This window comes from Agromyces sp. MMS24-K17, from assembly GCF_043950245.1.
Taxonomy (GTDB): Bacteria; Actinomycetota; Actinomycetes; order Actinomycetales; family Microbacteriaceae; genus Agromyces.
In genome coordinates this window covers 2,249,205-2,274,672 of the sequence record NZ_CP171640.1, presented here as the reverse complement: position 1 = coordinate 2,274,672, position 25,468 = coordinate 2,249,205, and the positions used below count along the sequence as shown (strand labels likewise).

The following is a 25,468-nucleotide window of genomic DNA, read 5'->3' as shown; positions in this document are numbered from 1 at the left end:
CCCCATCCTCTCGCCTCGCGGGCGCCCTGAACCGCCCGCGCCGCCTCGGTAGACTCATGAGGATCCCATCATCTTCCGAAGGAGCCAGCATGCCCATCGCCACCCCCGAGCAGTACGCCGAGATGCTCGACACCGCCAAGGCCAAGGGCTTCGCCTTCCCGGCCTTCAACGTGTCGAGCTCGCAGACGCTGAACTCCGTGCTGCAGGGCCTGACCGAGGCGGGCTCCGACGGCATCATCCAGGTGACCACCGGTGGCGCCGACTACTTCGCCGGCCACACCGTGAAGGCCCGCGCGACCGGCGCGCTCGCGTTCGCGAAGTTCGCGCACGAGGTGGCGAAGTCCTACCCGATCACCGTGGCGCTGCACACCGACCACTGCCCGAAGCCGGCGCTCGCCGACTTCGTGCTCCCGCTCATCGCCGCCTCCGAGGAGGAGGTCAAGGCCGGCCGCAACCCGATCTTCCAGTCGCACATGTGGGACGGCTCGGCCGTGCCGCTGACCGAGAACCTCGAGATCGCGAAGGAGCTCCTCCCCCGCATCAAGGCCATCAACGCCATCCTCGAGGTCGAGATCGGCGTCGTCGGCGGCGAGGAGGACGGCGTCGCGCACGAGGGCTCGAACGACGCCCTGTACACGACCCTCGACGACGTGGTGCAGACCGTCGAGGCGCTCGGCCTCGGCGAGCAGGGCCGCTACATCGCCGCCCTCACGTTCGGCAACGTGCACGGCGTCTACGCGCCCGGCAACGTGAAGCTGCGCCCGTCGCTGCTCAAGGAGATCCAGGACGGCCTCGCCGCGAAGTACGGCACCGGCCCGAAGCCGCTCGACCTCGTCTTCCACGGCGGCTCGGGCTCGACCGACGAGGAGATCGCCGAGGCGGTCGCCAACGGCGTCGTGAAGATGAACATCGACACCGACACCCAGTACGCCTTCACCCGCTCGGTCGCCGGCTACATGCTCGGCAACTACGACGGCGTGCTGAAGGTCGACGGCGGCGTCGGCAACAAGAAGCAGTACGACCCGCGCGCGTGGGGCAAGGTCGCCGAGTCGGCCATGGCCGTGCGCGTCGGCGAGTCGACCCGCCAGCTCGGCTCGGCCGGCCAGTCGATCACCGCGTAGGGGCACGGATGACCCAGGACGAGGCCGCTCGGACGCCGGGATCCCCGGCGCCCGCGGGCGACGGACCCGGTGCGGCGGCGACGCCCGCACCGGCGCCGGCCGACGAGCGGTCACGTCCGCGCCCGAAGTACGGCGAGTACGCCCCGCCCGGGTGGACGTGGCAGCCGCCGACCGACGACCGCGACGAGGCATCCGGACCGGCCGCGAGCGCTGCGTCGCCCGCGCCAACTGCGGCCGCGCAGCCGCAGTCGCATCCCGGGCCGGCGCCGGCCGCCGCACCCGGCCTGCCTGCCGAGGCCGGCGCCGAGGCCGCCCCGGCTCGCCCCGAACGCCCCGTCGACCGCATCGCGACGATCGGCCTGCTCGCATTCGGCGCCTTCGGCGCGTGGAACACCGCGACGAGCTACCAGTTGCTGCCGCAGTCGTTCCAGGTCGTGTACGAGCAGCAGGGCGTCGGCGACTTCGTCGCGCCCGAGTGGCTGCCCACGCTCACGACCGTCGGCATCATCGTGCAGCTCGCGCTCTACGCGGCCGTGCTCGGCTGGTCGGTGCTGCGCATCCGCCGCCGGAAGGTCGCCTTCTGGGTGCCGATCGCGGGCGGCCTGCTGTCGGTCGTGCTGACGCTCGTGCTCTGCGGGATCGTCTTCTTCAACGACCCGACGTTCCTGGCGTACGTCGAGCAGATGAGCGGCACCGCGCCCTGACCGGCGGTCGGGCGCGCACGCCGCGCCCGAGTGGGAACGCACGAAGGCGGCGGCCGGGATGTCCCGGCCGCCGCCTTCGTCGTCTCCGCGGAGTCGCGGCAGGAGTCGCCGCGTGCCCGCTAGCTCCGCCCGACGGCGGCGCGCGCCGCGAGCGCCGCCGCGAGCCCGCCGGCCGCCGGGGCATCCGCCGACTCCTCCTCGTCCATCGGCGCCGCGAACTGCGCCTGGTAGAGCCGGGCGTAGGCGCCGTCGGTCGCGAGGAGTTCGCCGTGCGTGCCCTGCTCGACGATCGAGCCGTGCTCCATCACGATGATGAGGTCGGCGTCGCGGATCGTCGAGAGCCGGTGCGCGATGACGAAGCTCGTGCGGTCGGCGCGGAGCGCGGTCATCGCCTGTTGGAGCAGCAGCTCGGTGCGGGTGTCGACCGAGCTCGTCGCCTCGTCGAGGATGAGCACCGACGGGTCGGCGAGGAACGCGCGGGCGATGGTGATGAGCTGCTTCTCGCCGGCCGACAGGTTCGACGCCTCGTCGTCGAGCACGGTGTCGTACCCGTCGGGCAGGGTGCGCACGAACCGGTCCACGTAGGTCGCGCGGGCCGCGGCGAGGAGTTCCTCGTCCGTGGCATCCGGCCGCCCGTAGCGGATGTTGTCGCGGATCGTGCCCGCGAACAGCCAGGTGTCCTGCAGCACCATGCCCATGCGCGAGCGCAGCGCGTCGCGGGTCATGTGCGTGGTGTCGACGCCGTCGAGCGTGATACGCCCGCCGTCGAGCTCGTAGAACCGCATGATCAGGTTCACGAGGGTCGTCTTGCCCGCCCCCGTGGGGCCGACGATCGCGATCGACTGGCCGGGCTCGGCGACCAGCGACAGGTCGTCGATGAGCGGCTTCGCGGGGTCGTAGCGGAACGAGACGTCCTCGAACACGAGCCGGCCGGTGGTCGCCGCGGGGCGCTCGGGTTCGACGGGGTCGGGCACCTCCTCGTCGGCGTCGAGCAGCTCGAACACGCGCTCCGCGCTCGCGACGCCCGACTGCAGCAGGTTCGCCATCGAGCCGAGCTGGCTGAGCGGCTGGGTGAACTGGCGCGAGTACTGGATGAACGCCTGCACGTCGCCGAGCGAGATCGTGCCGCCGGCGACCATGAGCCCCCCGACCACCGCGATGGCGACGTAGACCAGGTTCCCGACGAACATCATCGCGGGCATGATGATGCCGCTGACGAACTGGGCGCCGAAGCTCGCGGCGTACAGCTCCTCGTTCTCGCCGTCGAACCGGGCGCCGACCTCGCGGCGGCGGCCGAACACGCGCACGAGCGAGTGGCCCGAATAGGCCTCCTCGACCTGCGCGTTCAGCGTGCCGGTGCGGGCCCACTGGGCGACGAACAGCTTCTGCGACCGCTTCGCGATGAGCGCCGTGATGACGATCGTCAACGGGATCGTGATGAGCGCGATGAGCGCGAGCACCGGCGAGATGACGAACATCATCACCATCACGCCGATGACGGTGAGCAGCGAGGTGAGCAATTGGCTCATCGTCTGCTGCAGCGTCTGCGAGATGTTGTCGATGTCGTTCGTGACGCGCGAGAGCAGCTCGCCGCGCTGCATCTTGTCGAAGTACGACAGCGGCAGGCGGTGCAGCTTCGCCTCGACGTCCTGGCGGAGCCGGAACACCGTGCGCTGGGTGACGCCGTTCAGCACGTAGCCCTGCGCCCAGCCGAACAGCGCGGCCACGACGTAGAGTGCGAGCACCCACGCGAGCACCGTGCCGACGGCGGCGAAGTCGATGCCCTCGCCCGGGTGCAGGTTCATCGACGCGACCATGTCGGCCTGCTGCTCGTTCCCCTGGGCGCGCAGGCCGTCGACGACCTGCTGCTGGGTGGCCCCGGCGGGCAGCTGCGCCGAGATGACGCCCTCGAAGATGAGGTTCGTCGCCTGGCCGAGGATCTTCGGGCCGAGCACCGACAGCACGACGCTGACGACGCCGAGGAGCACGACCCACACGATCGCCATGCGCTCGGGCCGCAGCCGGCCGAGCAGGCGCTTTGCGCTGGGGCCGAAGTTCTTCGACTTCTCGGCGGGCATGCCCATGCCGCCCATCGGGCCACCGCCCATCGGGCCGCGGCGCACGGGGGACGGACGGGCGCGGGCGCCTCGGGCGCGGGCGCCTCCTGCGCGGGCGCTTCGGACGCCGTGGGCTCGGTCCCGGTTCCGGTCTGCTGCTCGGTCACGCGGCCGCCTCCTCTGCGCTCAGCTGGCTCCGGACGATCTCGGCGTACGCCTCCGAGGTCTCGACGAGCTGCTCATGGGTTCCGCGGGCGGTGATCCGCCCGTCCTCGACGACGAGGATCTGGTCGGCGTCGACGATGGTCGCGACGCGCTGGGCGACGACGAGCAGGGTCGCGTCGGACACCTTGCGGGCGAGCGCGGCGCGGAGCCTCGCATCGGTCGCGGTGTCGAGCGCCGAGAACGAGTCGTCGAACAGGTAGATCGGCGGTCGCTTGACGAGCGCCCGGGCGATCGAGAGCCGCTGGCGCTGGCCGCCCGACACGTTCGTGCCGCCCTGCGCGACGGGCGCGTCGAGCGCGCCCGGCATCGCGGCGACGAAGTCCCGGCCCTGGGCGGTCTCGAGCGCCGTCCACAGCGCCTCGTCCGAGGCATCCGGATCGCCGTACCGGAGCGTCGTCGCGACCGTGCCCGCGAAGAGGTACGGCTTCTGCGGCACCAGCGCGAGCTGCGCGTTCAGCACGTCGGGGTCGAGGTCGCGCACGTCGACGCCGCCGACGAGCACCTGGCCCTCGGTCGCGTCGAACAGCCGGGCGGCGAGGTTCACGATGGTGGTCTTGCCGGCGCCGGTCGAGCCGATGATCGCGGTCACCTTGCCGGGCTCCGCGGTGAAGCTGACGTCGCGCAGCACCGGGTCCTCGGCGCCCGGGTACGAGAACGTGACGTCCCGGAACTCGAGGGTGCCCGGCGCGGGCAGCGCGCGCACGCCGTCGGCCGGCTCGGCGACGCTCGGCTCGGTCTCGAGGACCTCGCCGATGCGGCCGGCCGACACGGCGGCCCGCGGCAGCAGGAACGCGATCATCGTCGACATCATCACGGCCATGAGGATCTGGATGAGGTAGCTGAGGAACGCCGTCAGCGCGCCGATCTGCATCTCGCCCGACTCGACGCGGAACGCGCCGAACCACAGCACCGCGACGCTCGACGCGTTGAGCACGAGCATCACGATCGGGAACACGAGCGCGAACAGGCGGCCGGCGCGGAGCGCGGTGTCGGTGAGGGCGGCGTTCGCGGTCTCGAAGCGGTCGGACTCGATGCCCTCGCGCACGAACGCGCGCACGACGCGGATGCCGGTGAGCTGCTCACGCAGCACCCGGTTCACCTGGTCGATCTTCTTCTGCATCGACTGGAAGAGCGGCACCATGCGGCTGATGATGAGGCCGACGGCCAGCAGCAGCACGGGCACGGCGACGACCATGATCCACGACAGCGCGAGATCCTCGCGGAGCGCGAAGATGACGCCGCCGATCGCGAGGATGGGCGCGGACACGAGCATGGTGCAGCTCATGAGCACGAGCATCTGCACCTGCTGCACGTCGTTCGTGGTGCGCGTGATGAGGCTCGGCGCGCCGAAGCGCGACACCTCCTGCTCGGAGAAGTCGCCGACGCGGGCGAAGATCGCCTTCCGCAGGTCGCGCCCGAACGCCATCGCGGCGCGGGCGCCGAAGTAGACGGCGGCGATCGCGCAGGCGACCTGCAGCAGCGTGATGCCGAGCATGAGCGACCCGGTCGACAGGATGAAGCCGGTGTCGCCCGTGACGACGCCGTCGTCGATGATCTCGGCGTTCAGGCTCGGCAGGTACAGCGACGCCATCGACTGCGCGAACTGGAAGACGACGACGCCGACGAGCAGCGCCCAGTACGGCTTCAGGTGGCGGGTGAGCAGTTTCCAGAGCATGTGGCCGGTCACCTCTCGGTCGGGTCGGATGGAACGGATGGATCGGGCGTGGCGGATGCCTCGGGCGGTTCGGATGCCTCGGGCCGGTCGGATGCCTCGGGCGACGCCTCGCCGGGCGGCTCCGCGATGCCGCGCACGATGAGGTGCGCGAGTTGGGCGGTGTCGAGGTCGGTGCCCGAGCCGAGGTGCGGCATCGCCGACGAGAACGCGACCATGCGCACGAACCCGAACACCTGCGCGGGCGACACCCGCAGCCGGTCGAGGTCGGGCGCGAGCAGGCGCTCGAAGATGCCGATGATGACGTCGGGCTCGACGGCGGGCGGGTGCTTCCGCCGCTGCATGCCGAGCGATGCGAACACGCCGAAGATGCCGGCGAACCGGTCGTGGAAGCGGTCGAGCACCATCCGCAGCTTGAGCTCGAGCGGCAGGCCCGGGTCGATCGCGCGGATCGCGGCGCGGAACGGCTCGGGGTCGAGGAACGCCTCGACGGCGGCGTCGATGATCGCATCCTTGTCGGCGAACACGCGGAACAGGGTGCCCTCGGCGACGCCGGATGCCTCGGCGATCTGCCGGGTCGTGACGTCGCCGCCGTGGGCCACGAGCAGGGGCACCGTGGCGCGCGCGATCGCGGCGCGGCGCTCGTCGACCGGCAGCGGCTTGGCGCGCGGAGCGCGCTCCTGGGTGGGGGTCACGAGTGCCGATCCTACGCCGGAGTGAGCGCTCACTCCACACCCTGCGCGACCTGTCCGCCCACAGCGGAACACCCGCCGTCCACAGCCCTGTCGCGGGCCTCGCCCGCTGCACTACCGTGACGGGGTGCCGACCCCTTCCAGCCTCGCCGGCGACCGGATGTCCCGCATCGCCTCGCGCGTCTCGACGATCGAGCTGCTGTTCGACCTCGTCTTCGTCTTCACCATCAGCCAGGTCGCCGAGATCGTCGTGCACCACCCCGACTGGACGGGCGTGGCGCAGGCGGCGATCGTGCTCGCGCTCGTGTGGTGGATGTACGACGCCTACGCGTGGCTCACGAACCAGGCCGCGCCCGACACGACCTTCGTGCGGCTCGCCCTCATCGCGGCGATGGCGGCGTTCCTCGTGCTCGCGCTCGCCATCCCCGACGCCTTCGGCGCGACCGGCGTGCTCTTCGGCGCGGCCTACGTCGTCGTCTCGATCATCCACGCCGCCCTCTTCATCCATCGCGGCGGTCGCGGGGCCGCCCGCCGCATGCTCGTCGTCGGCCCGGCGAACGTGCTCGTCGGCGTGCTGCTCATGGTGTCGGGCACCGTGGAGGGCCCGCTCGACTGGGTGCTGTTCACCCTGCCGTTCGTGTTGTTCCTCGGCTCGGCGCTGCTCAGCGCCCGCGGCGGCTTCGACCCCGGTGCCTCGCACATGGTCGAGCGCCACGGGCTGCTCATGATCATCGCCTTCGGCGAGTCGATCATCTCGGTCGGCGTCGTCGCCACCGAGCACGACCTCGACGCCGCGCTGCTCACGGGCACCGTGCTCGCGGTCGGCGTCGTCGCGGCGCTCTGGTGGTGCTACTTCGCCGGCGACGACCGCCTCGCGGAGGAGGCGATCGCGTCGGCAGCGCCGAGTCGGCGCACCGGGCTCGCCCTCCTGTCGTTCTACCTCGAGCACCTCGCGATGATCTTCGGGCTCGTGCTGCTCGCCGCGGGCCTGCACGGCCTCCTCGCCGAGGCGACCCACCCGGTCGAGGCATCCGCCGCGTGGCTCACCGGCGCAGGCGCCGGCCTGTACCTGCTCGCCGACGCGACCTACCGCCGGACCCTCGCCATCGGGCCGGCGGGCTGGCGAGTCCTCGGCGCGGTCGCGGCGACGGCCACGGCCGCCGTCGGGCTCGCCGCATCCGGCCTGTTGCAGCTCGGCGCGCTGCTCGTCGTCATCGTCGGCGTGCTCGCGATCGAGGCGGCGCGGCGGCGCCGGGGCGCGACGGAGCGCCGCGCCGAAGCGGCGGCGCGCGCCTAGACCGTCGCCGCGCTCCGGCGCCCGCCGAGCGCGCGGTCGTCGCGGTTGCCCGCGAGGTCCTTGCGGAGTTCCTTCGGCAGCGAGAACATCAGGTCCTCCTCCGCCGTCTTCACCTCCGCGACGTCGCCGAACCCGGCGTCGGCGAGGTCGATGAGCACCTCCTGCACGAGCCCCTCGGGCACGGATGCCCCACTCGTCACGCCGATCGTCGAGACGCCGTCGAGCCACTCCTGCTTGATCTCGGTCGAGTAGTCGACCCGGTACGCGGCCTTCGCCCCGTACTCGAGGGCGACCTCGACGAGCCGCACGCTGTTCGACGAGTTCGCCGAGCCGACGACGATCACGAGGTCGGCGTCTTGGGCCACCTTCTTGATCGCGACCTGGCGGTTCTGGGTGGCGTAGCAGATGTCGTCGGAGGGCGGGTCCTGCAGGTTCGGGAACCGCTCGCGCAGCCGCCGCACCGTCTCCATGGTCTCGTCGACGCTCAGCGTGGTCTGCGAGAGCCACACGACCTTGTCGGGGTCGCGCACGTCGATGTTCGGCACGTCGTCGGGGCTGTTCACGATGGTGACGTGGTCGGGCGCCTCGCCCGCGGTGCCCTCGACCTCCTCGTGGCCTTCGTGGCCGATGAGCAGGATCTCGAAGTCGTCGCGCGCGAAGCGCACGGCCTCGCGGTGCACCTTCGTCACGAGCGGGCAGGTCGCGTCGATGGCGTGCAGGCCGCGGTCGGCGGCCGAGTTCACGACCGCCGGCGAGACGCCGTGCGCGCTGAACACGACGTGCGCGCCCTCGGGCACCTCGTCGACCTCGTCGACGAAGATCGCGCCCTGCTGCTCGAGCTCGGTCACCACGTGGATGTTGTGCACGATCTGCTTGCGCACGTACACGGGCGCGCCGTAGTGCTCGAGGGCCTTCTCGACCGCGATCACCGCCCGGTCCACGCCGGCGCAGTAGCCGCGTGGAGCGGCCAGCAGCACCTTCTTGGGTCGGGGGGCGGGGGTATCCTTGAGCCGGCCTCGCACGCTCGGAATCCTCGGCATGCCGAGGCCGATCCGCGGGGCATCCGTCGTGCTCGTCACGATGCCATCCTACCCGCGGGCTCGTCACCGACCGCCGGGAGCGACCATGGCCGAGGGCCCACCCACCACGCGCGAGGCGCCGTGGAGCGTGTCGACCGTGTCGACGAAGATCCGCGACTGGATCGACCGGCTCGGCACCGTCTGGGTCGAGGGCGAGATCACCCAGTGGGGCATCTCGGCCGGCAACGTCTACGGCAAGCTGAAGGACTGCGACGTCGACGCGACCGTCTCCTTCACCATCTGGTCGTCGGTGCGCACGCGCCTCACCGAGCAGTTCACGCAGGGCGACCGGGTCGTCGCGCTGATGAAGCCGAACTGGTGGGTGAAGGGCGGCTCGCTCACCATGCAGGTCTACGACGTGCGCCACGTGGGCCTCGGCGACCTGCTGGAGCGCATCGAGAAGCTGCGGGCGACGCTCGCCGCGGAGGGCCTGTTCGACCTCGACCGCAAGCGCCGGCTGCCGTTCCTGCCCGGCGTGGTCGGACTCGTCACCGGGCGCGACTCCGACGCCGAGCAGGACGTGCTGCGCAACGCCCGCCTGCGCTGGCCCGCGGTCGAGTTCCGCACCGCGTACGCGGCGGTGCAGGGCGACCGTGCCGTGCCCGAGGTGGTGGCCGCCATCGAGCGGCTCGACGCCGATCCCGAGGTCGAGGTCATCATCGTCGCCCGCGGCGGCGGCGACTTCCAGAACCTCCTCGCCTTCAGCGACGAGCGCGTCGTGCGCGCCGCCGCGGCCGCGCGCACGCCCATCGTCAGCGCGATCGGCCACGAGGCCGATCGCCCGCTGCTCGACGAGGTCGCCGACCTGCGCGCCTCCACCCCGACGGATGCCGCGAAGCGCGTCGTCCCCGACGTCACCGACGAGCTCGCCCGCGTGGAGCAGGCCCGTGCCCGCCTCGGGATGCGCCTCACGGCGCTGCTCACCCGCGAGGTCGACCGCATCGAGCACCTGCGGTCGCGACCGGCGCTGGCCGGCACCGGCTGGATCATCGACCGCCGCGCCGAGGAGGTCACCCGGTGGGTGGCCCGCGGCACCGACCTCGTCGAGCGGTGCATCGAACGGCACGCCGGCCGCACCGCCGAGCTCCGGGCGCAGCTGCGCGGCCTGTCGCCCCAGGCGACGCTCGACCGCGGGTACGCCATCGTGCAGGGCCCCGACGGCCACGTCGTCCGCGACCCCGCGGCCGCGCCGTCGGGGACCGCGCTCACCGTCACGCTCGCCGACGGCCGCCTCGCGGCGGAGTCGCTCGGCGCCACCGAATAGAATGCCTCACATGCCCTCCTCCCCCGCGGACGTCTCCGCGCTCTCCTACGAGCAGGCGCGCGACGAGCTGATCCAGGTCGTCGCCGAGCTCGAGCAGGGCCAGGCGACCCTCGAGCACTCGCTCGAGCTGTGGGAGCGCGGCGAGGCCCTCGCGGCCCGCTGCGAGGAGTGGCTCATCGGCGCGAAGGCCCGGCTCGACGCCGCGCGCGCGTCGCGCCAGGCATCCGACGCCGCCGACCCGGGCGACGAGCGCTGATGGCCGCGCCCCGCCCGCCGCGCGTCGTCGCCGAGCTCGGCCGCCCGGAGACGCCGGAGGAGACCGCCGCCCGCAAGGCGGAGAACTCGCGCAAGCACCGCCAGCGGCAGACGCTGCGCAACCTGGTGCTCGCGCTCGGCGCGAGCCTCCTGGTCATGCTCGTCATCGTGCTCATCGTGCCGCGCAGCGACACCCCGATCGAGCGCGACGTCGACGTGGCCGCCGTCGCCGAGCAGGCGCAGGCCGTCTCCGGCGCGCCCCTCGCGGTGCCCGAGCTACCCGAGGGCTGGCGGGCGAACGCCGCCGAGCTCCGCCGCAGCGACGCCGACGGCGTGACCGCCTGGTACATCGGCGAGCTCACCCCGAGCGACGAGTACGTCGGGCTCTACCAGGGCCTCGAGGCCAACCCGACCTGGGCGGCCGGGCTGCTCGCCCGCACGCTCGCCACCGGCACCGTCGAGATCGACGGCGTCGAGTGGACCGTGTACGACAACCGCGACTCCGGCGACGATGTCGGCAACGCGCGCTACGGACTGGTCACCGAGGTGGGAACGACGACGTTCGTCCTCCTCGGCACCGCGACCGACGAGGAGTTCGCGGCGTTCGCCGCGGCCCTCGTGCCGACCATCGAGGCTCAGCAGTAGCCCCGACCCGTCCCGCCCCAAGCGAGAAGAGGAGCGCCCCGTGGCCCAGCCCGCATCGACCCGCACCCAGACTCCCGCGGAGGCGTGGCGCGACCTGCGCCGCGGCAACGAGCGCTTCGTCACCGGCACGCCCGAGCACCCCCGCCAGGACGTCGAGCGCCGGGCTGAGCTCGCGCACGTGCAGCGCCCCCGCGTCGCGGTCTTCGGATGCGCCGACTCGCGCCTCGCGGCGGAGATCATCTTCGACGTCGGCCTCGGCGACGCGTTCGTCGTGCGCAACGCCGGCCAGGTCATGTCGGAGTCGGTGATCGGGTCGCTCGAGTACGCCGTCGGCGTGCTCGGCGTGCCGCTCATCATCGTGCTCGGCCACGACGAGTGCGGCGCCGTCCGCGCCGCCATCGACTCGCAGGCCGCCGACGCGACCGAACTCCCCCCGCACATCGCCTCGCTGGTGTCGCGCATCGTCCCCGCGGTGCGCAAGGTCGCGGGCGTCGCGGCGGATGCCCCGATCGTGCCCTCCGACGTCGACGCCGGGTTCGTCGGGCGCGAGCACCTGCGCGACACCGTCGCCGAGCTCCTGGAGCGCTCGGAGATGATCAGCGACGCGATCGCAGCGGGTACGCTGGCTGTCGTCGGCGCGAACTACCGACTGGTCGAGGGTCGCGCCGAGACCGACGTCGTCGTCGGCCGCATCTGAGCCGGCGACCCGGGCCCGCGAACCCGCGGCACGCCCGGGGCATCCGGCAGCAATCGAAAGGGAAGCACACCGTGGTGGACAACGCCGCCGACTACCGTATCGAGCACGACACGATGGGCGAGGTGCGGGTCCCCGCGGCCGCGCTCTACCGCGCGCAGACCCAGCGTGCCGTCGAGAACTTCCCGATCTCGGGCAAGGGCCTGGAGCCCGCCCAGGTCGCGGCGCTCGCCCGCATCAAGAAGGCCGCCGCGCAGGCCAACGCCCAGCTCGGCGTGCTCGACCAGGACGTCGCGAACGCGATCGTCGAGGCCGCCGACGAGGTCATCGCCGGCCGCCACGGGTTCATCGAGCACTTCCCGGTCGACACGTACCAGACCGGTTCGGGCACGTCGTCGAACATGAACATGAACGAGGTCCTCGCGACCGTCGCGACGCAGAAGCTCGGCCGCGACGTGCACCCGAACGACCACGTGAACGCCTCGCAGTCGTCGAACGACGTCTTCCCGACGTCGGTGCACATCGCCGTCACGGCCGCGCTCATCGACGACCTCATCCCGGCGCTCGACCACCTCGCCGTCGCCCTCGAGGCCAAGGCGACCGCGTGGGCCGACGTCGTGAAGTCGGGCCGCACCCACCTGATGGACGCCACGCCGGTCACGCTCGGCCAGGAGTTCGGCGGCTACGCGCGCCAGGTTCGCCTCGGCATCGAGCGCGTGCGCACGGCGCTCCCCCGCGTCGCGGAGGTCCCGCTCGGCGGCACGGCCGTCGGCACCGGCATCAACACGCCGGCCGGCTTCCCGCAGCTCGTCATCGAGCTCCTCCAGCGCGAGACCGAGCTGCCGATCACCGAGGCGGCCGACCACTTCGAGGCGCAGGCGAACCGCGACGGCCTCGTCGACGCGTCGGGCGCGCTCCGCACGATCGCCGTCAGCCTCACCAAGGTCTGCAACGACCTCCGCTGGATGGGCTCCGGCCCGAACACGGGCCTCGGCGAGATCTTCATCCCCGACCTGCAGCCGGGCTCGTCGATCATGCCGGGCAAGGTGAACCCGGTCATCCCCGAGGCCGTCCTCATGGTCGCCGCGCGCGTGATCGGCAACGACGCGACCGTGGCGTGGGCCGGGGCATCCGGCTCGTTCGAGCTGAACGTGCAGATCCCGGTGATGGGCACCGCGCTGCTCGAGTCGATCCGCCTGCTCACGAACGCGTCGCGCGTGCTCGCCGACAAGGCGATCGACGGCCTCGAGCCGAACCTCGACCGCCTGACCGCGCTGGCCGGCATGTCGCCGTCGATCGTGACCCCGCTGAACAAGCTCATCGGCTACGAGGCCGCGGCGAAGATCGCGAAGCACTCGGTGAAGCAGGGCATCACCGTGCGCGAGGCGGTCATCGACCTCGGCTACGTCGAGCGCGGCGAGCTCACCGAGGAGCAGCTCGACACCGCCCTCGACCTGCTGTCGATGACGCGTCCGCCGCAGGCGAAGTAGCCCTCGTCGCGGAGGGGCCCGGCCGGTCGGCCGGGCCCCTCCGTCGTTCCGGGGCCGAACCGGCCCGTTCCGCGACGGGCGTAGGTTGGTGCCATGGACCATGGAGGCACGCAGATCACGTCCGTCGCCGACCTCGAGGAGCTCGTCGGCACCCCGCTGCCCGCCGTGCGCGGCAAGACCCGCGACCGCCTGCACGACATCCACCGGCAGTGGCTGGCCGCTTCGCCGCTGTGCTTCGTCGCGACGGCCGACGCCGAGGGCAATGCCGACGTGTCACCGAAGGGCGACCCCGACGGCCGCCTCGCGCTCGTGCTCGACGACACGACGATCGCGATCCCCGAGCGCCCGGGCAACCGTCGCGCCGACGGCTTCCACAACCTGCTCGCGAACCCGCACGTCGGACTCGTGTTCGTCATCCCGGGCCGCGGCGACACGCTGCGCGTGAACGGCCGCGGCCGCCTGCTCCGCGACGCGCCCTACGCCGACCGCTTCGCGGTGCGCACGCACGTGCCGCAGCTCGTGCTCGAGGTCGCCGTCGACGAGGTGTTCTTCCACTGCTCGAAGGCGTTCCTCCGCTCGAAGACCTGGGAGCCCGAGTCGTGGCATCCCGAGGCCGCGCCGCGCCGCGCCGTCATCGCGCAGACCCTCGAGCGCCCCGACGACGACCTCGCCGAACTCGAGGCCTACTACGGCCCGTCCTACGCGGAGAAGCTCTACGGCTGAGGCCCGACCGCCGACGCCCGGACGCGCGACGAGGGGGCCCGGCCGCCGTGCGGCCGGGCCCCTCGCACGGGCTCAGGCGAGCTCGTTGCCGTCGAGCATCTCGCTCACGAGCGCCGCGATCGCGCTGCGCTCGCTGCGGGTGAGCGTGATGTGGGCGAACAGCGGGTGCCCCTTCAGCGTCTCGATGACGGATGCCACGCCGTCGTGCCGCCCGACCCGGAGGTTGTCGCGCTGGGCGACGTCGTGCGTGAGCACGACCCGGGAGTTCTGGCCGATGCGGCTGAGCACCGTGAGCAGCACGTTCCGCTCGAGCGACTGCGCCTCGTCGACGATCACGAACGCATCGTGCAGGGAACGGCCGCGGATATGGGTCAGCGGCAGCACCTCGAGGATGCCCCGCTCGATGACCTCGTCGAGCACGTTGTCGCTGACGAGCGCGCCGAGCGTGTCGAACACGGCCTGCGCCCAGGGGTTCATCTTCTCGGCCTGGTCGCCGGGGAGGTAGCCGAGCTCCTGCCCGCCGACCGCGTACAGCGGGCGGAACACCATGATCTTCTTGTGCTGTTGGCGCTCCAGCACGGCCTCGAGGCCCGCGCACAGTGCGAGCGCCGACTTGCCGGTGCCGGCCCGGCCGCCGAGCGACAGGATGCCGATCTCCGGGTCGAGCAGCAGGTCGATCGCGAGCCGCTGCTCGGCCGACCGGCCATGCACGCCGAAGACCTCGCGGTCGCCGCGCACGAGCCGCACCGTGTGCTCGCCGACCACGCGGGCGAGGGCCGAGCCGCGGTCGGAGTGGATGACGAGACCCGTGTTGACCGGGAAGGCCCCCGCGGCCGGCGTCTCGAGCGAGTCGTGCTCGTACAGCTTCGCCATGTCGTTCGAGCCGAGGTCGATCTCGGCCATGCCCGTCCAGCCGCTGTCGACGGCGAGCTCGGCGCGGTACTCCTCCGCGTCGAGGCCGATCGCGGCCGCCTTCACGCGCAGCGGCAGGTCCTTCGAGACCACGGTGACGGGCACGCCGTCGTTGTGGAGGTTCGCCGCGCACGCGAGGATCCGCGAGTCGTTGTCGCCGAGCTGCAGTCCGCTCGGCAGCACCGACGGGTTCGAGTGGTTGAGCTCGACGCGCAGCGACCCGCCGTCCTCGCCGACGGGGATCGGGAAGTCGAGGCGCTCGTGCTCGACGCGCAGCTCGTCGAGGATCCGCAGCGCGGCCCTGGCGAAGTACCCGATCTCCGGGTCGTTGCGCTTGGCCTCCAGCTCGGTGATCACGACGACGGGCAGCACCACCGGATGCTCCGCGAACCGGAACAGGGCCCGCGGATCCGACAGGAGCACGGAGGTGTCGAGCACGTACGTCCGTTCGGCCTGCTGCACGGTGCCCGGGGCATCCCCGGAAACAGCGACGCGGGGCTGCGCCACAGCGCTCCCCGCGTTCCGACCGACGGCCTTCGACGACTCAGGTGAGGTCACAGTCGCTCCTGACCCCGAGCGATTCCCGCTCGGCTCTCGCGCCTGGTCGGACCTCCCGCACGAGCGGTTCGACCCGGCTCGATCGGACACCCTGCCCGATGAGCCGAACCTACGTCCGCCCGCCGACATCCGTGGAATCGACACGCGGCGCGTCATCTGCTGTTCACGAACGGATGCCTCGTCGTAACCCGATGGCCCGAGGCATCCGCCCCGCCCGAGGCATCCGCCCGGCGCGTCGTCAGTAGGAGGCGGCCGTCGAGTACGAGACGAACGCACCCCGGAGCATGTCGAGCGTCTCGCCCGAGGTCGCCGCGTGCACGCTGAGCCGGACCTTGCCCAGCCGGGTCGTCGCCGTCACGCCGTGGTTGTGCAGCGAAGCCCCGAGGAGGGCGACCTGCTCGGCCGGCGGCTCGAGCACCACGATGCCGGCCCGCTCGCGCTCGTCGCGCGAGGAGACCACCGCGATGGCGAACTCGTCGGCGAGCTCGATGACGTCGCTCACGCGCTCGGCGATGGCCGCGTTGATCCCGGGCACGCCGGCGGCGGCGATCTCCTCCATCGCGGCGGCGAACCGGGCGGCCGCGATCGGGTCGGGGTTCGAGACGCGGTAGGCGCGGGCGTCGGGTGCGGGCGGCGGCACGAAGCCCCACGGCTCGACCTCCTCTGTGCCGCTGAAGCCGGAGAAGACGGGGGTGAGCTGCTCGAGGGCACGGGCGCTGAGCGCGAGGAACCCGGTGCCCCAGCCGGCGCGGCACCACTTCTGGCCGCCGGTGGCGATGACGTCGGCGACCTCCCACGGGGCGTCGACGACGCCGAAGCCCTGGATCGCGTCGACGATGAGCAGCCGATCGCCGATGACCTGGCGGATGCCGTCGAGGTCGCACAGGTACCCGGTGCGCGAGTCGACGAGGCTGACGGCCACCGCCGCCGTGCTCGCCTCGAGCTGGTCGCGGATCACGCCCGGCGTCACCTTGCCGTGGTCGGTCTCGAGCCACAGCGGCTGCACCGAGTGCAGCGCCTCGTGCGCACGCTGCGCGGCGATCGTCAGGCTCGGGAACTCGTCGGCCGAGAGCAGCACGCTGCCCGTGAGTCCGAACATGGCGTGCATGAGCCCCTGCGTCGTGTTGGGCTGCGCCACCACCTGCTCGGCGGGGAACCCGGTCAGCGCCGACGCCGCGGCGCGCAGCCTGGCATCCTGCTCGCCGAACGCGTCGAGGCTGCCGTGCCTGGCGCGTTCGAGCACCTGGGTGAAGGCGAGCACCTCCTCCGCGGCGGCGGTCGACAGCGGACCGACCCGCCCGTAGTCGAGGTAGCCCGGCTCCTCGGTGAATCCGTCGGTGAACCCGTCGATGGTCACGGCGTCATCCTCCTCGTCGCTCATCTTGGCAGACGCGGGTGTCGCGACGTCATCCCGTTGCGGCCCGCGATCACCCCACATCTGGGGGTGCGTGCGCCGCTCAGCCGCCGAACCGGCGGTGCCGGGTCGAGTAGTCGCGCAGCGCCCGCAGGAAGTCGACGCGCCGCAGGTCGGGGCCGAGGGCCTCCACGAAGTAGAACTCGCTGTGCGCCGACTGCCACAGCATGAAGTCGCTCAGCCGCTGCTCGCCCGACGTGCGGATCACCAGGTCGGGGTCGGGCTGTCCGCCGGTGTAGAGGTGCTCGCCGATGAGGTCGGGCGTGAGCGCCTCGGCGAGGTCCTCCAGGCTCCGGCCCTCGGCGTGGTGGGAGGCGACGATCGAGCGCATCGCGTCGGTGATCTCGGTGCGCCCGCCGTAGCCGACGGCGAGGTTCACGTGCAGGCCGCGCTTGTCGGCCGTGCGGTGCTCGGCGGCGTCGAGCGCGGCGATGAGCGGCTCGGGCAGGCCCTTGTCGCTCCCGACGTGCTGCACCCGCCAGTCGCGGTAGTGGCTGAGCTCCTCGGCCAGCTCGGCGATGATCTCGAACAGGTCGCTGAGCTCGTCGGAGTTGCGGTTGCCCAGGTTGTCGCTGGAGAGCAGGTAGAGGGTGACGACCTGGATGCCGAGGTCGTCGCACCACTCGAGGAACTCCCGCATCTTCGCGGCGCCCGCGCGGTGCCCGTGCGAGACGGAGTCGTAGCCGAGCTGCTTCGCCCACCGCCGGTTGCCGTCGATGATCATCGCGACGTGGCGCGGTGCGGTGGCCGGGTCGAGGTCGCGCCGCAGCCGACGTTCGTAGACGCGGTAGAGGAGGCCGCGACCCGTCGACCGATCGCTGTTGTTCACGCGCCTACGCTACCGCGCCGGAGGCGCGACGGCCGGTCCATGTCCCCGGGCGACACCTCACGGCCCGCTGTGATCGGCTTGCCCCTACGCTTGGCGCATGACCCAACCTGATCGTCGCGAACCCGAGGACGTGGCCGAGCACCTCGAGCACCCGATCGCGCAGCTCGACGCCGCCGACGCCGCCGTCGCCCTCGACGATCGCGAGGGTCCGGACCTGCCGAACATCCCCCTGCTCGACGCATCCGTCGCCGACCCGGCGGAGATCAAGCCGACCTGGCGCGGCTGGATCCACGCGGGCACCTTCCCCGTGGCGATCGCCGCGGGCATCGTGCTCATCGTGCTCGCCGAGGGCGCACCCGCGAAGTGGGCCTCGGCCGTGTTCATGGCGACCTCGCTGCTGCTGTTCGGCAACTCGGCGCTGTACCACCGCTTCAACTGGAAGCCGCGCACGAAGGTGATCCTCAAGCGGATCGACCACGCGAACATCTTCCTGCTGATCGCCGGCACCTACACGCCGCTGTCGGTGCTCGCACTGCCGGAAGACAAGGGCATCGTGCTGCTGTCGGTCGTCTGGGGCGTCGCCCTGCTCGGCATCGGGTTCCGCGTGTTCTGGATCGGCGCCCCGCGCTGGCTGTACGTGCCCATCTACGTGCTGCTCGGCTGGGCGGCCGTGATGTACCTCGTCGACCTGGTGAACGCGAACGTCGCGATGATGGTGCTCGTCGTCGTCGGCGGCCTGCTCTACACCGCCGGCGCGGTGGTCTACGGCATCAAGAAGCCGAACCCGTGGCCCGGCACGTTCGGGTTCCACGAGATCTTCCACACCTGCACGGTGCTCGCGTTCCTCTGCCACTGGACGGCGTCGCTGCTCATCGCGCTCGACCCGCTGCCGACCTCGATCGGCGGCTGACGCCGGAGGGCGAGCCGCCCGCGCACAACGCCTCGAGCGGTGCGCCCCGCGGGGTCAGCGCACGGGCGGGTCGGATGCCTCGTCGTCGCCGTGCTCGGCGGTCGACGCGGCTCCGCCCTCGGCCCGCGCGGCCTCCTCGGCGTCGAGGCGCTCCTGCGCCTCGGCCCGGTAGTTCACCCGGCGGATGCGCCGCACCATGTCGAGCACGAGCAGCAGGACGATCGCCATGATCGCGAAGGTCGCGATGAACCCGACGATGCCCGGCGTCACCTGGTTCTCGTCGAACTCGCCGTCGGCGGCGAGCAGGAGGCCGAGGTGGACGGCGACGGCGCTCATCGGGCGGATCCGGGGGTGGTGCCGAGGTCGGATCGGACGGGCGCGACGAGCATGGGGTCCCTTCACGGGCGGGGGTTAGGCTGGTCTGCACAGCCTAGTCGATCGGAATCGGAGGACCCCGCGAGGTGAGCAGCGAGCAGGCGACGGCGCTCGACCAGCGCTACGGTCGCACCCGACGCAACCGCTCCCGCGACCGACTCCTCCTGATCGTCGCCGGCGTCGTCGCGGCGCTGGTGCTGGTCGCGTGGGTCGTGTGGGCCGGCCTCGACGGGTCGAAGCCGCAGGTGCAGGCGTTCGACCTCGGGCACGAGCTCCTCCCCGACGAGCGCGCCGTCGAGGTCACGTGGCAGCTCTCGGTGCCCGCCGGCAACGACACGGCGTGCATCGTGCAGGCCCTCAACGAGGACTTCACCGTGGTCGGCTGGAAGGTCGTCGAGATCCCCGCCTCCGACCGTCCGCTGCGCACCTTCACCGAGCGCGTGCGCACCGCGCAGGAGGCCAACACGGGTTTGATCTCGGAGTGCTGGCTGACCTAAAATTGGTCATTCGCCTCGACATCCGTCGGGGCGACATGTCTATCCCCGGACGGTCCCCCCGGACCGGTCCGACCTCAGGAGTGTGCACCATGGCACAGGAAGCCACCGTCACCTGGCTCACCCAGGACGCCTACGACCGGCTCGCCGCCGAGCTCGAGCACCTGTCCACGACGGGTCGCACGGAGATCGCGAAGCGCATCGAGGCGGCTCGCGAGGAGGGCGACCTGAAGGAGAACGGCGGGTACCACGCCGCGAAGGACGAGCAGGGCAAGCAGGAGGCCCGCATCCGCCAGCTCACCGAGTTGCTCAAGCACGCCGAGGTCGGCGACGCCCCGCAGTCGTCGGGCGTGGTCGAGCCCGGCACCGTCATCACGGCGATCATCGCCGGCGACGAGGAGACGTTCCTGATCGGCAGCCGCGAGATCGCGGGTGACTCCGACCTCGACGTGTTCAGCGCGCAGTCGCCGCTGGGCGCCGCGATCCTCGGCCTGAAGGTCGGCGACAAGGTCGCCTACACCGCGCCCAACGGCCGGGAGATCCCGGTCGAGATCACCGCGGTCGAGACCTGGGCCGGCCAGTAGGCCACGCCCGCTCGGCTCGAACGCACGAGGCGGATGCCCCACCGGGGCATCCGCCTCTCGCGTACTCGGGCGCGGACCCGGACCCGGACCCGGACCGACGTCCTCAGTCGGCCTGCACGACCGGGTCGTAGCCGGCCTTGCGGAGGATCTCGACGACCTCCTCGCGGTGGGCAGGGCCGCGGGTCTCCACCGAGATCTCGATGACGACCTCCTGGATCTGGAGGCCGTGGCCGTGGCGGGTGTGCAGCACCTCGACCACGTTCGCCTGCGCGTCGGCGAGGAGCCCGGCGACGCGCACCAGCTGGCCCGGGCGGTCGGGCAACCCGATCCGCACCGTCAGGTAGCGCCCGGAGGCGGCGAGGCCGTGGGCGATCACGCGCTGCATGAGGAGCGGGTCGATGTTGCCGCCCGACAGCAGGGCGACGACGGGCCCGTCGGAGGTCACCTTGCCGGTCATGAGGGCGGCGACCGACACCGCGCCGGCCGGCTCGACGACGAGCTTCGCGCGCTCGAGCAGCACGAGCAGGGCGCGGGCGATGTCGTCCTCGCTGACGGTCACGACCTCATCGACCGTGTCGCGGATGATCTCGAAGTTCAGCTCGCCCGGGCGGTAGACGGCGATGCCGTCGGCGATCGTCGGCAGCACCGGCACGTCCCGCCGCTCCCCCGCCGCGAGCGACACCGGGTACGGGGCCGCGTTCTCGGCCTGCACGCCGACGACCCGGATGGTGCGGCCGAGCACGGCGGCCTGCTGCTTCACGGCGCTGGCGATCCCCGCGATGAGGCCGCCGCCGCCGATCGGGACGACGATGGTCGCGGCATCCGGCACCTGCTCGAGGATCTCGAGGCCGAGCGTGCCCTGTCCGGCGACGACGTCGTGGTGGTCGAACGGCGGGATCACGACCGCGCCGGTGCGCTCGGCGAACTCGACCGAGGCGGCGAGCGTCTCGCCGAACGAGTCGCCGACGAGCACCACCTCGGCGCCGTAGGCCTTCGTCGCCTCGAGCTTCGGCAGCGCGACCCCGACGGGCATGAAGATGGTCGCGGCGATGCCGAGCTCGCGGGCCGCGTACGCGACGCCCTGCGCGTGGTTGCCGGCCGACGCCGCGACGACGCCGCGCGCCCGCTCCTCGGGGCTCAGCGCCGACATGCGGTGGTACGCGCCGCGGAGCTTGTAGGAGCCGGTGCGCTGCAGGTTCTCGCACTTGAGGTGCACCGGCACGCCGAGGCGGTTCGCCAGGTAGCCGAACGACTCCATCGGGGTGCGCCGGGCGACGGCGGCGACGATCTCGCGCGCGGCCTGGAACTCGGCGAGCGCCGGCCCGGCGATCGTGTGGGTCACGTCGTTCATTCCCCTCGTCCGAAGGACGGCTTCTGCGGCACGGTGCGCCACAGCGGCGCCCGTGCGGGTCCCGCCGACGGCGGGGCATCCGACTTCCAGCTGCCGCCGGAGACGTACAGCACCATCACGTTCACGACCGCCGCGACGGGCACGGCGAACAGCGCACCGGGGATGCCGGCCAGCAGCGATCCGGTCGCGACCGCGACGACGACGCCGAGCGGATGCACCTTCACGGCGGTGCCCATGATGAGCGGCTGGAGCACGTGGCCCTCGACCTGCTGCACGAGCAGCACGACGCCGAGCATGATGAGCGCGATCACGGGGCCGTTGTAGATCAGCGCGACGAACACGGCCAGCGCGCCGGTGACGACGGCGCCGACGATCGGGATGAACGAGCCGAGGAAGACGAGGATCGCGATCGGCACCGCGAGCGGCACGCCCAGCAGGAACGCGCCGAGGCCGATGCCGACGGCGTCGATCGTGGCGACCAGGATCTGCACCTTCACGAAGTTCTGCAGCGTGCTCCACCCGGCGCGGCCGGCGCCGTCGACCGCGGCCCGCGCCCGGCGCGGGAAGATCGTGACGACCCAGCGCCAGATGCCGCTGCCGTCGATGAGGATGAACAGGGTCGCGAAGAGCGCGAGCAGCATGCCGGCGAAGAAGTGGCCGACGGTCGAGCCGAGCGACAGCGCTCCGCTCACGAGGACGCTGCTGTCCTCCTGGAGGGACGAGTAGAGCTGGTCGACCCAGGCGTTGAGCTGCGCCTCGGTGATGTGGAACGGGCCCTCGAGCAGCCAGGCCCGGAAGTCGTCCCAGGCGACGAGGGACTGGGCGGCGAGGTCGTCGGAGCCGCGCGCGATGAACGTGATGCCGAGCGTGAGCAGCCCGCCGACCACGACCAGCGCCGAGACCATGGCGACCGTCACCGACAGCCACTTCGGCCAGCGGTGCCGTTGCAGGAACTGCGAGAACGGCACGAGCAGGGCGCCGAGCAGCACCGCGACGAGGATGGGGATGACGATGAGGCGCAGCTGGATGATGAGGAACACCACCACGGCGAGCACACCGCCGACGAGCAGCAGCCGCCACGACCAGGCCGCGGCGAGCCGCATGCCGAACGGGATGCTGTCGGTCGCGTCGCGGTGCTCGGCCGGCTCGACGACGCCGGCCTCCGACGCGGCGATTCCGGCCGCGCCGGTCGTGCCGCCGGCCGCCTCGGGCGCCGCGCTGCGGCGCCTGCGCTTCGTGAACCTGCTTCGAGCTCGCCCCGCCCGCTCCGTCATCGCTCCAGTCTAGGCGCGGCCCATACGGCGAGCGGCATGCTTCGGGCGGGCGCGACGCCGGCGGGCGGGCGCGACGGCGGCGGCGGGCGCAGGAGGCCCCTGCGGAGCGGCGGTCGCGCGACCTGCGGTCGGATGTCGCACCCTGCCGGTACGGTCGGAGCGATGTCCGACACCGTCAGTCCGGCGCTCGCGCGCCGCATCGCCCTCGCCGCCCAGGGCTTCGGCCGCCCGCTGCCTCCCGCCGCGGGCACCCGCCAGGTCGCGGGCGTGCTCGACCGGTTGTCGCTGCTGCAGATCGACTCGGTCAACGTGTTCGAGCGCAGCCACTACCTGCCCGCCTTCAGCCGGGTCGGCGCGTACGATCGCGCCGCCCTCGACCGCCTGACGACGGGCCGCCGCGGGCGAACGGTCGAGTACTGGGCGCACGAGGCCGCGTTCATCCCGCGCGAGCTCTGGCCGCTGTTCGGCTTCCGCCGCGACGACTACCACCGCAAGGGCCACGCCTGGGGCGGGTGGGTCGCCGAGAACCGGCACCTCGCCGAGTTCCTCGTGGCCGAGCTCACCGCGAACGGCCCGATGCGGGCGAGCGAGATCGAGCACGACGCGAACGAGCGGCGCGGCCCGTGGTGGGGCTGGTCCGACGTGAAGCGCACCCTCGAGTGGATGCTCCGCACCGGCGAGGTCGTCTGCATCGAGCGGCGCCGCTTCGAGCGCGTGTACGCCCTGCCCGAGCAGGCGCTGCCCGCCGGATTGCTCGGTGTCGAACCCGACCGGGCCGACGCCGTGCGCGAGCTCGTCGGTCTCGCGGCCTCCGCCCTCGGCATCGCGACCGCGGCCGACCTGGGCGACTACTGGCGGTTGAAGGGGGTCGACGCGAAGCCTGCGATCGCCGATCTCGTCGACGCGGGCACCCTCATCGAGGTCACCGTGCCCGGGTGGACGACCGGGGCCCGACCGACGCCGGCGTACCTGCACCGCGACGCCCGCCGTCCGCGGCGGGTCGACGCGACCGCGCTGCTGTCGCCCTTCGACCCCGTGGTCTGGTTCCGGCCGCGCACCGAGCGGCTCTTCGACTTCCACTACCGCATCGAGATCTACACGCCCGAGGCCGACCGCAAGTACGGGTACTACTCGCTGCCGCTGCTCGTCGACGATCGCGTCGTCGGCCGGGTCGACCTCAAGAGCGACCGCAAGGCCGGCGTCCTGCGCGTGCAGTCGGCGTGGACCGAGCCGGGCGCGCCCGACGAGACCGCCGCACGGCTCGTGCCGGTGCTGCGCCGGGCGGCCGCCTGGCAGGGGCTCGACGAGGTCGCGGTGACGGGTCGCGGCGACCTGGCGCCGGCGCTCGCGAGCGAGCTCGCGCGGGGCTAGAAGCTGCGCCCCATCTTCTCGAGGCGCTCCACGCGCTCGGCGATGGGCGGGTGGGTGGCGAACAGGCGGTCGACGACCCCCGGCTTCAGCGGGTCGGCGATCCACAGGTGCGCCATCGAGGAGTTCTGCCGCTGCATCGGCCGGCCATAGGCCTCGAGCTTCAGGAGCGCCCGGGCGAGGCCCTCGGGGTGCCGGGTCGTCATCGCGCCCGTGGCATCCGCCAGGTACTCGCGCTGGCGCGAGATGGCGAGCTGCACGAGGCTCGCGACCAGTGGCGCGACCAGCATCGCGACCAGGCCGAAGATCAGCACCACGGGGTTGCCGTTGCTGTTGCGGTTGCCACCGAAGAACGCCATGCGCACGAGCATGTCGCTGATGAAGCCGACCGCGACGACCAGGCCGAACACGACCATCGAGAGGCGGATGTCGTAGTTGCGCACGTGGCCGAGCTCATGCGCCATGACGCCCTCGAGCTCGGTGTCGTCCATGATCTCGAGGAGGCCGGTGGTCGCCGCGACCACCGCGTGCTGCGGGTCGCGGCCCGTGGCGAAGGCGTTCGGCGCGGGGTCGGAGACCACGAACACGCGCGGCATCGGCGTGCCGGTCGTGATCGCGAGGTTCTCTACCGTGCGCCACAGTCGCGGATGGTCGGCCTTGCTCGTGATCTCGACCGCACCCGACATGGCGAGGGCCTGCCGGTCGGCGGTGAAGTACTGGATCAGCGCGTACGCGCTCGCGATCACGATCGTCAGGATGAAGATCCCGAGCGACTGGTACACGTAGGCGGCCAGCCAGCCGAGCCCGCCGATGATCAGCAGGAAGAACAGGATCGTGAAGACGGTGTTGCGCTTGTTCTTGGCGATCGCGCGGTACATCGGGGGAAGTCAGCGCTCCGCGGTCAGAACTGCACGCGCGGCGGCTCGGCGATCGCCGCGTTGTCGGTGACCTCGAAGAACTCTCGCTCGTGGAAGCCGAGGCCCCGCACGAACAGCGTGTTCGGGAACACCTTGATCTTCGTGTTGAGCTCGCGGACGCCGCCGTTGTAGAACCGGCGCGAGGCCTGGATCTTGTCCTCGGTGTCGACCAGCTCGGACTGCAGCTGCAGGAAGTTCTGGCTGGCCTGCAGCTGCGGGTACGCCTCGGCGACCGCGAAGATCGACTTCAGCGCCTGCTGCATGTGGTTCTCCGCCGCCGACGCGTCGGCCGGGCCCTGCGCCTGGAGCGTCTCGGCGCGCGCACGCGTGACGTTCTCGAAGACCGCCTTCTCGTGCGACGCGTAGCCCTTGACCGCCTCGATGAGGTTCGGGATGAGGTCGGCACGGCGCTTCAGCTGCACCGTGATGTCGCTCCACGCCTCGTCGACGCGGACGTTCAGCGTGACCAGCGAGTTGTAGGTCGCCCAGAGGTAGATGCCGACGATCGCCGCGAGGACGACGACGATGATGACGGGAATCAGCCATTCCATGGCAGGGACGCTC

At 72.0% G+C, this 25,468-nt stretch carries 25 protein-coding genes; 13 read left to right on the top strand and 12 right to left on the bottom strand.

The window, feature by feature from the left end; genetic code table 11:
- The first annotated feature begins 89 nt into the window (after positions 1–89).
- A complete protein-coding gene (gene fbaA / locus ACGGZK_RS10390) occupies positions 90–1,121 on the top strand; it encodes a class II fructose-bisphosphate aldolase (protein WP_395242590.1) in 1,032 nt (343 codons plus the stop codon).
- An 8-nt stretch (positions 1,122–1,129) separates the two neighbouring features.
- Positions 1,130–1,825 carry a DUF6264 family protein gene (locus ACGGZK_RS10385; protein WP_395242589.1) on the top strand — a complete coding sequence of 232 codons (696 nt, stop codon included), beginning with the start codon at positions 1,130–1,132 and terminating at the stop codon, positions 1,823–1,825.
- A gap of 119 nt (positions 1,826–1,944) precedes the next feature.
- Here ACGGZK_RS10385 and ACGGZK_RS10380 read toward each other — a convergent pair whose 3' ends face one another.
- From ACGGZK_RS10380 to ACGGZK_RS10370, 3 genes are all read right to left on the bottom strand, one after another.
- A complete protein-coding gene (locus tag ACGGZK_RS10380; RefSeq protein ID WP_395242588.1) occupies positions 1,945–3,933 on the bottom strand; it encodes an ABC transporter ATP-binding protein in 1,989 nt (662 codons plus the stop codon).
- Positions 3,934–4,045: 112 nt separating this feature from the next.
- Complete coding sequence (locus ACGGZK_RS10375) at positions 4,046–5,782, bottom strand: ABC transporter ATP-binding protein (RefSeq protein WP_395242587.1); 1,737 nt, start codon at positions 5,780–5,782, stop codon at positions 4,046–4,048.
- An 8-nt stretch (positions 5,783–5,790) separates the two neighbouring features.
- Positions 5,791–6,474 carry a TetR/AcrR family transcriptional regulator gene (locus tag ACGGZK_RS10370; protein ID WP_395242586.1) on the bottom strand — a complete coding sequence of 228 codons (684 nt, stop codon included), beginning with the start codon at positions 6,472–6,474 and terminating at the stop codon, positions 5,791–5,793.
- A 124-nt stretch (positions 6,475–6,598) separates the two neighbouring features.
- Here ACGGZK_RS10370 and ACGGZK_RS10365 point away from each other — a divergent pair, with 124 nt between their 5' ends.
- Positions 6,599–7,768: a low temperature requirement protein A gene (locus tag ACGGZK_RS10365; RefSeq protein WP_395242585.1), complete on the top strand. Its 1,170-nt coding sequence runs from the start codon at positions 6,599–6,601 to the stop codon at positions 7,766–7,768.
- On the opposite strand, the gene ACGGZK_RS10360 is transcribed toward ACGGZK_RS10365, so the two are convergent.
- Positions 7,765–8,808, bottom strand: coding sequence for a 4-hydroxy-3-methylbut-2-enyl diphosphate reductase (locus ACGGZK_RS10360; RefSeq protein WP_395246065.1), 1,044 nt, complete (start codon positions 8,806–8,808; stop codon positions 7,765–7,767). The two genes, ACGGZK_RS10365 and ACGGZK_RS10360, sit on opposite strands and share 4 nt — an antisense overlap.
- Before the next feature lie 40 nt (positions 8,809–8,848).
- Here ACGGZK_RS10360 and xseA point away from each other — a divergent pair, with 40 nt between their 5' ends.
- The 6 genes from xseA to ACGGZK_RS10330 all read left to right on the top strand — a co-directional run bounded on the left by xseA (position 8,849) and on the right by ACGGZK_RS10330 (position 13,918).
- Positions 8,849–10,111 (top strand): exodeoxyribonuclease VII large subunit, encoded by a 1,263-nt coding sequence (gene xseA, locus ACGGZK_RS10355; protein ID WP_395246064.1) that lies wholly within the window; start codon positions 8,849–8,851, stop codon positions 10,109–10,111.
- 10 nt (positions 10,112–10,121) lie between these two features.
- Positions 10,122–10,367: an exodeoxyribonuclease VII small subunit gene (locus ACGGZK_RS10350; RefSeq protein WP_395242584.1), complete on the top strand. Its 246-nt coding sequence runs from the start codon at positions 10,122–10,124 to the stop codon at positions 10,365–10,367.
- The gene (locus ACGGZK_RS10345) at positions 10,367–11,011 is read left to right on the top strand and encodes a DUF4245 domain-containing protein (RefSeq protein WP_395242583.1); all 645 of its coding nucleotides are present in this window, start codon (positions 10,367–10,369) and stop codon (positions 11,009–11,011) included. The genes ACGGZK_RS10350 and ACGGZK_RS10345 overlap by 1 nt, the downstream gene beginning before the upstream one ends.
- A gap of 40 nt (positions 11,012–11,051) precedes the next feature.
- Complete coding sequence (locus ACGGZK_RS10340; protein WP_395242582.1) at positions 11,052–11,708, top strand: carbonic anhydrase; 657 nt, start codon at positions 11,052–11,054, stop codon at positions 11,706–11,708.
- A gap of 71 nt (positions 11,709–11,779) precedes the next feature.
- The gene (locus ACGGZK_RS10335; RefSeq protein ID WP_395242581.1) at positions 11,780–13,195 is read left to right on the top strand and encodes a class II fumarate hydratase; all 1,416 of its coding nucleotides are present in this window, start codon (positions 11,780–11,782) and stop codon (positions 13,193–13,195) included.
- 93 nt (positions 13,196–13,288) lie between these two features.
- Entirely contained in the window at positions 13,289–13,918 is a 630-nt protein-coding gene (locus ACGGZK_RS10330; protein ID WP_395242580.1) for an MSMEG_1061 family FMN-dependent PPOX-type flavoprotein, read from the top strand.
- A gap of 72 nt (positions 13,919–13,990) precedes the next feature.
- Here the strand turns inward: ACGGZK_RS10330 and ACGGZK_RS10325 are convergent, their stop codons facing one another.
- The 3 genes from ACGGZK_RS10325 to ACGGZK_RS10315 all read right to left on the bottom strand — a co-directional run bounded on the left by ACGGZK_RS10325 (position 13,991) and on the right by ACGGZK_RS10315 (position 17,631).
- Entirely contained in the window at positions 13,991–15,517 is a 1,527-nt protein-coding gene (locus tag ACGGZK_RS10325; protein WP_395246063.1) for a PhoH family protein, read from the bottom strand.
- Positions 15,518–15,626: 109 nt separating this feature from the next.
- Entirely contained in the window at positions 15,627–16,745 is a 1,119-nt protein-coding gene (locus ACGGZK_RS10320; protein ID WP_395242579.1) for an aminotransferase class V-fold PLP-dependent enzyme, read from the bottom strand.
- A 100-nt stretch (positions 16,746–16,845) separates the two neighbouring features.
- On the bottom strand, positions 16,846–17,631 hold the full coding sequence (locus ACGGZK_RS10315) for an isoprenyl transferase (RefSeq protein WP_395242578.1): 786 nt from the start codon (positions 17,629–17,631) through the stop codon (positions 16,846–16,848).
- 97 nt (positions 17,632–17,728) lie between these two features.
- Here ACGGZK_RS10315 and ACGGZK_RS10310 point away from each other — a divergent pair, with 97 nt between their 5' ends.
- Entirely contained in the window at positions 17,729–18,541 is an 813-nt protein-coding gene (locus tag ACGGZK_RS10310) for a hemolysin III family protein (protein ID WP_395242577.1), read from the top strand.
- Between the two features lie 54 nt (positions 18,542–18,595).
- On the opposite strand, the gene ACGGZK_RS10305 is transcribed toward ACGGZK_RS10310, so the two are convergent.
- Positions 18,596–18,877: a hypothetical protein gene (locus ACGGZK_RS10305; RefSeq protein ID WP_395242576.1), complete on the bottom strand. Its 282-nt coding sequence runs from the start codon at positions 18,875–18,877 to the stop codon at positions 18,596–18,598.
- A 125-nt stretch (positions 18,878–19,002) separates the two neighbouring features.
- Here ACGGZK_RS10305 and ACGGZK_RS10300 point away from each other — a divergent pair, with 125 nt between their 5' ends.
- Together ACGGZK_RS10300 and greA are read left to right on the top strand one after the other, a co-directional pair.
- On the top strand, positions 19,003–19,413 hold the full coding sequence (locus ACGGZK_RS10300; protein WP_395242575.1) for a DUF4307 domain-containing protein: 411 nt from the start codon (positions 19,003–19,005) through the stop codon (positions 19,411–19,413).
- A gap of 89 nt (positions 19,414–19,502) precedes the next feature.
- Positions 19,503–19,994 carry a transcription elongation factor GreA gene (gene greA / locus ACGGZK_RS10295; RefSeq protein WP_395242574.1) on the top strand — a complete coding sequence of 164 codons (492 nt, stop codon included), beginning with the start codon at positions 19,503–19,505 and terminating at the stop codon, positions 19,992–19,994.
- A 103-nt stretch (positions 19,995–20,097) separates the two neighbouring features.
- On the opposite strand, the gene ilvA is transcribed toward greA, so the two are convergent.
- Positions 20,098–21,345, bottom strand: coding sequence for a threonine ammonia-lyase (gene ilvA, locus ACGGZK_RS10290; protein ID WP_395242573.1), 1,248 nt, complete (start codon positions 21,343–21,345; stop codon positions 20,098–20,100).
- Positions 21,342–22,619 carry an AI-2E family transporter gene (locus tag ACGGZK_RS10285; RefSeq protein WP_395242572.1) on the bottom strand — a complete coding sequence of 426 codons (1,278 nt, stop codon included), beginning with the start codon at positions 22,617–22,619 and terminating at the stop codon, positions 21,342–21,344. Before ACGGZK_RS10285 ends, ilvA begins: the two co-directional genes overlap by 4 nt.
- A 162-nt stretch (positions 22,620–22,781) precedes the next feature.
- On the opposite strand from ACGGZK_RS10285, the gene ACGGZK_RS10280 reads away from it, so the two are divergent.
- Positions 22,782–23,990 (top strand): winged helix-turn-helix domain-containing protein, encoded by a 1,209-nt coding sequence (locus tag ACGGZK_RS10280; RefSeq protein ID WP_395242571.1) that lies wholly within the window; start codon positions 22,782–22,784, stop codon positions 23,988–23,990.
- On the opposite strand, the gene ACGGZK_RS10275 is transcribed toward ACGGZK_RS10280, so the two are convergent.
- Positions 23,987–24,865: a M48 family metalloprotease gene (locus ACGGZK_RS10275; RefSeq protein ID WP_395242570.1), complete on the bottom strand. Its 879-nt coding sequence runs from the start codon at positions 24,863–24,865 to the stop codon at positions 23,987–23,989. The two genes, ACGGZK_RS10280 and ACGGZK_RS10275, sit on opposite strands and share 4 nt — an antisense overlap.
- Positions 24,866–24,888: 23 nt before the next feature.
- A complete protein-coding gene (locus ACGGZK_RS10270; RefSeq protein ID WP_395242569.1) occupies positions 24,889–25,455 on the bottom strand; it encodes a LemA family protein in 567 nt (188 codons plus the stop codon).
- Between the last annotated feature and the right edge of the window lie 13 nt (positions 25,456–25,468).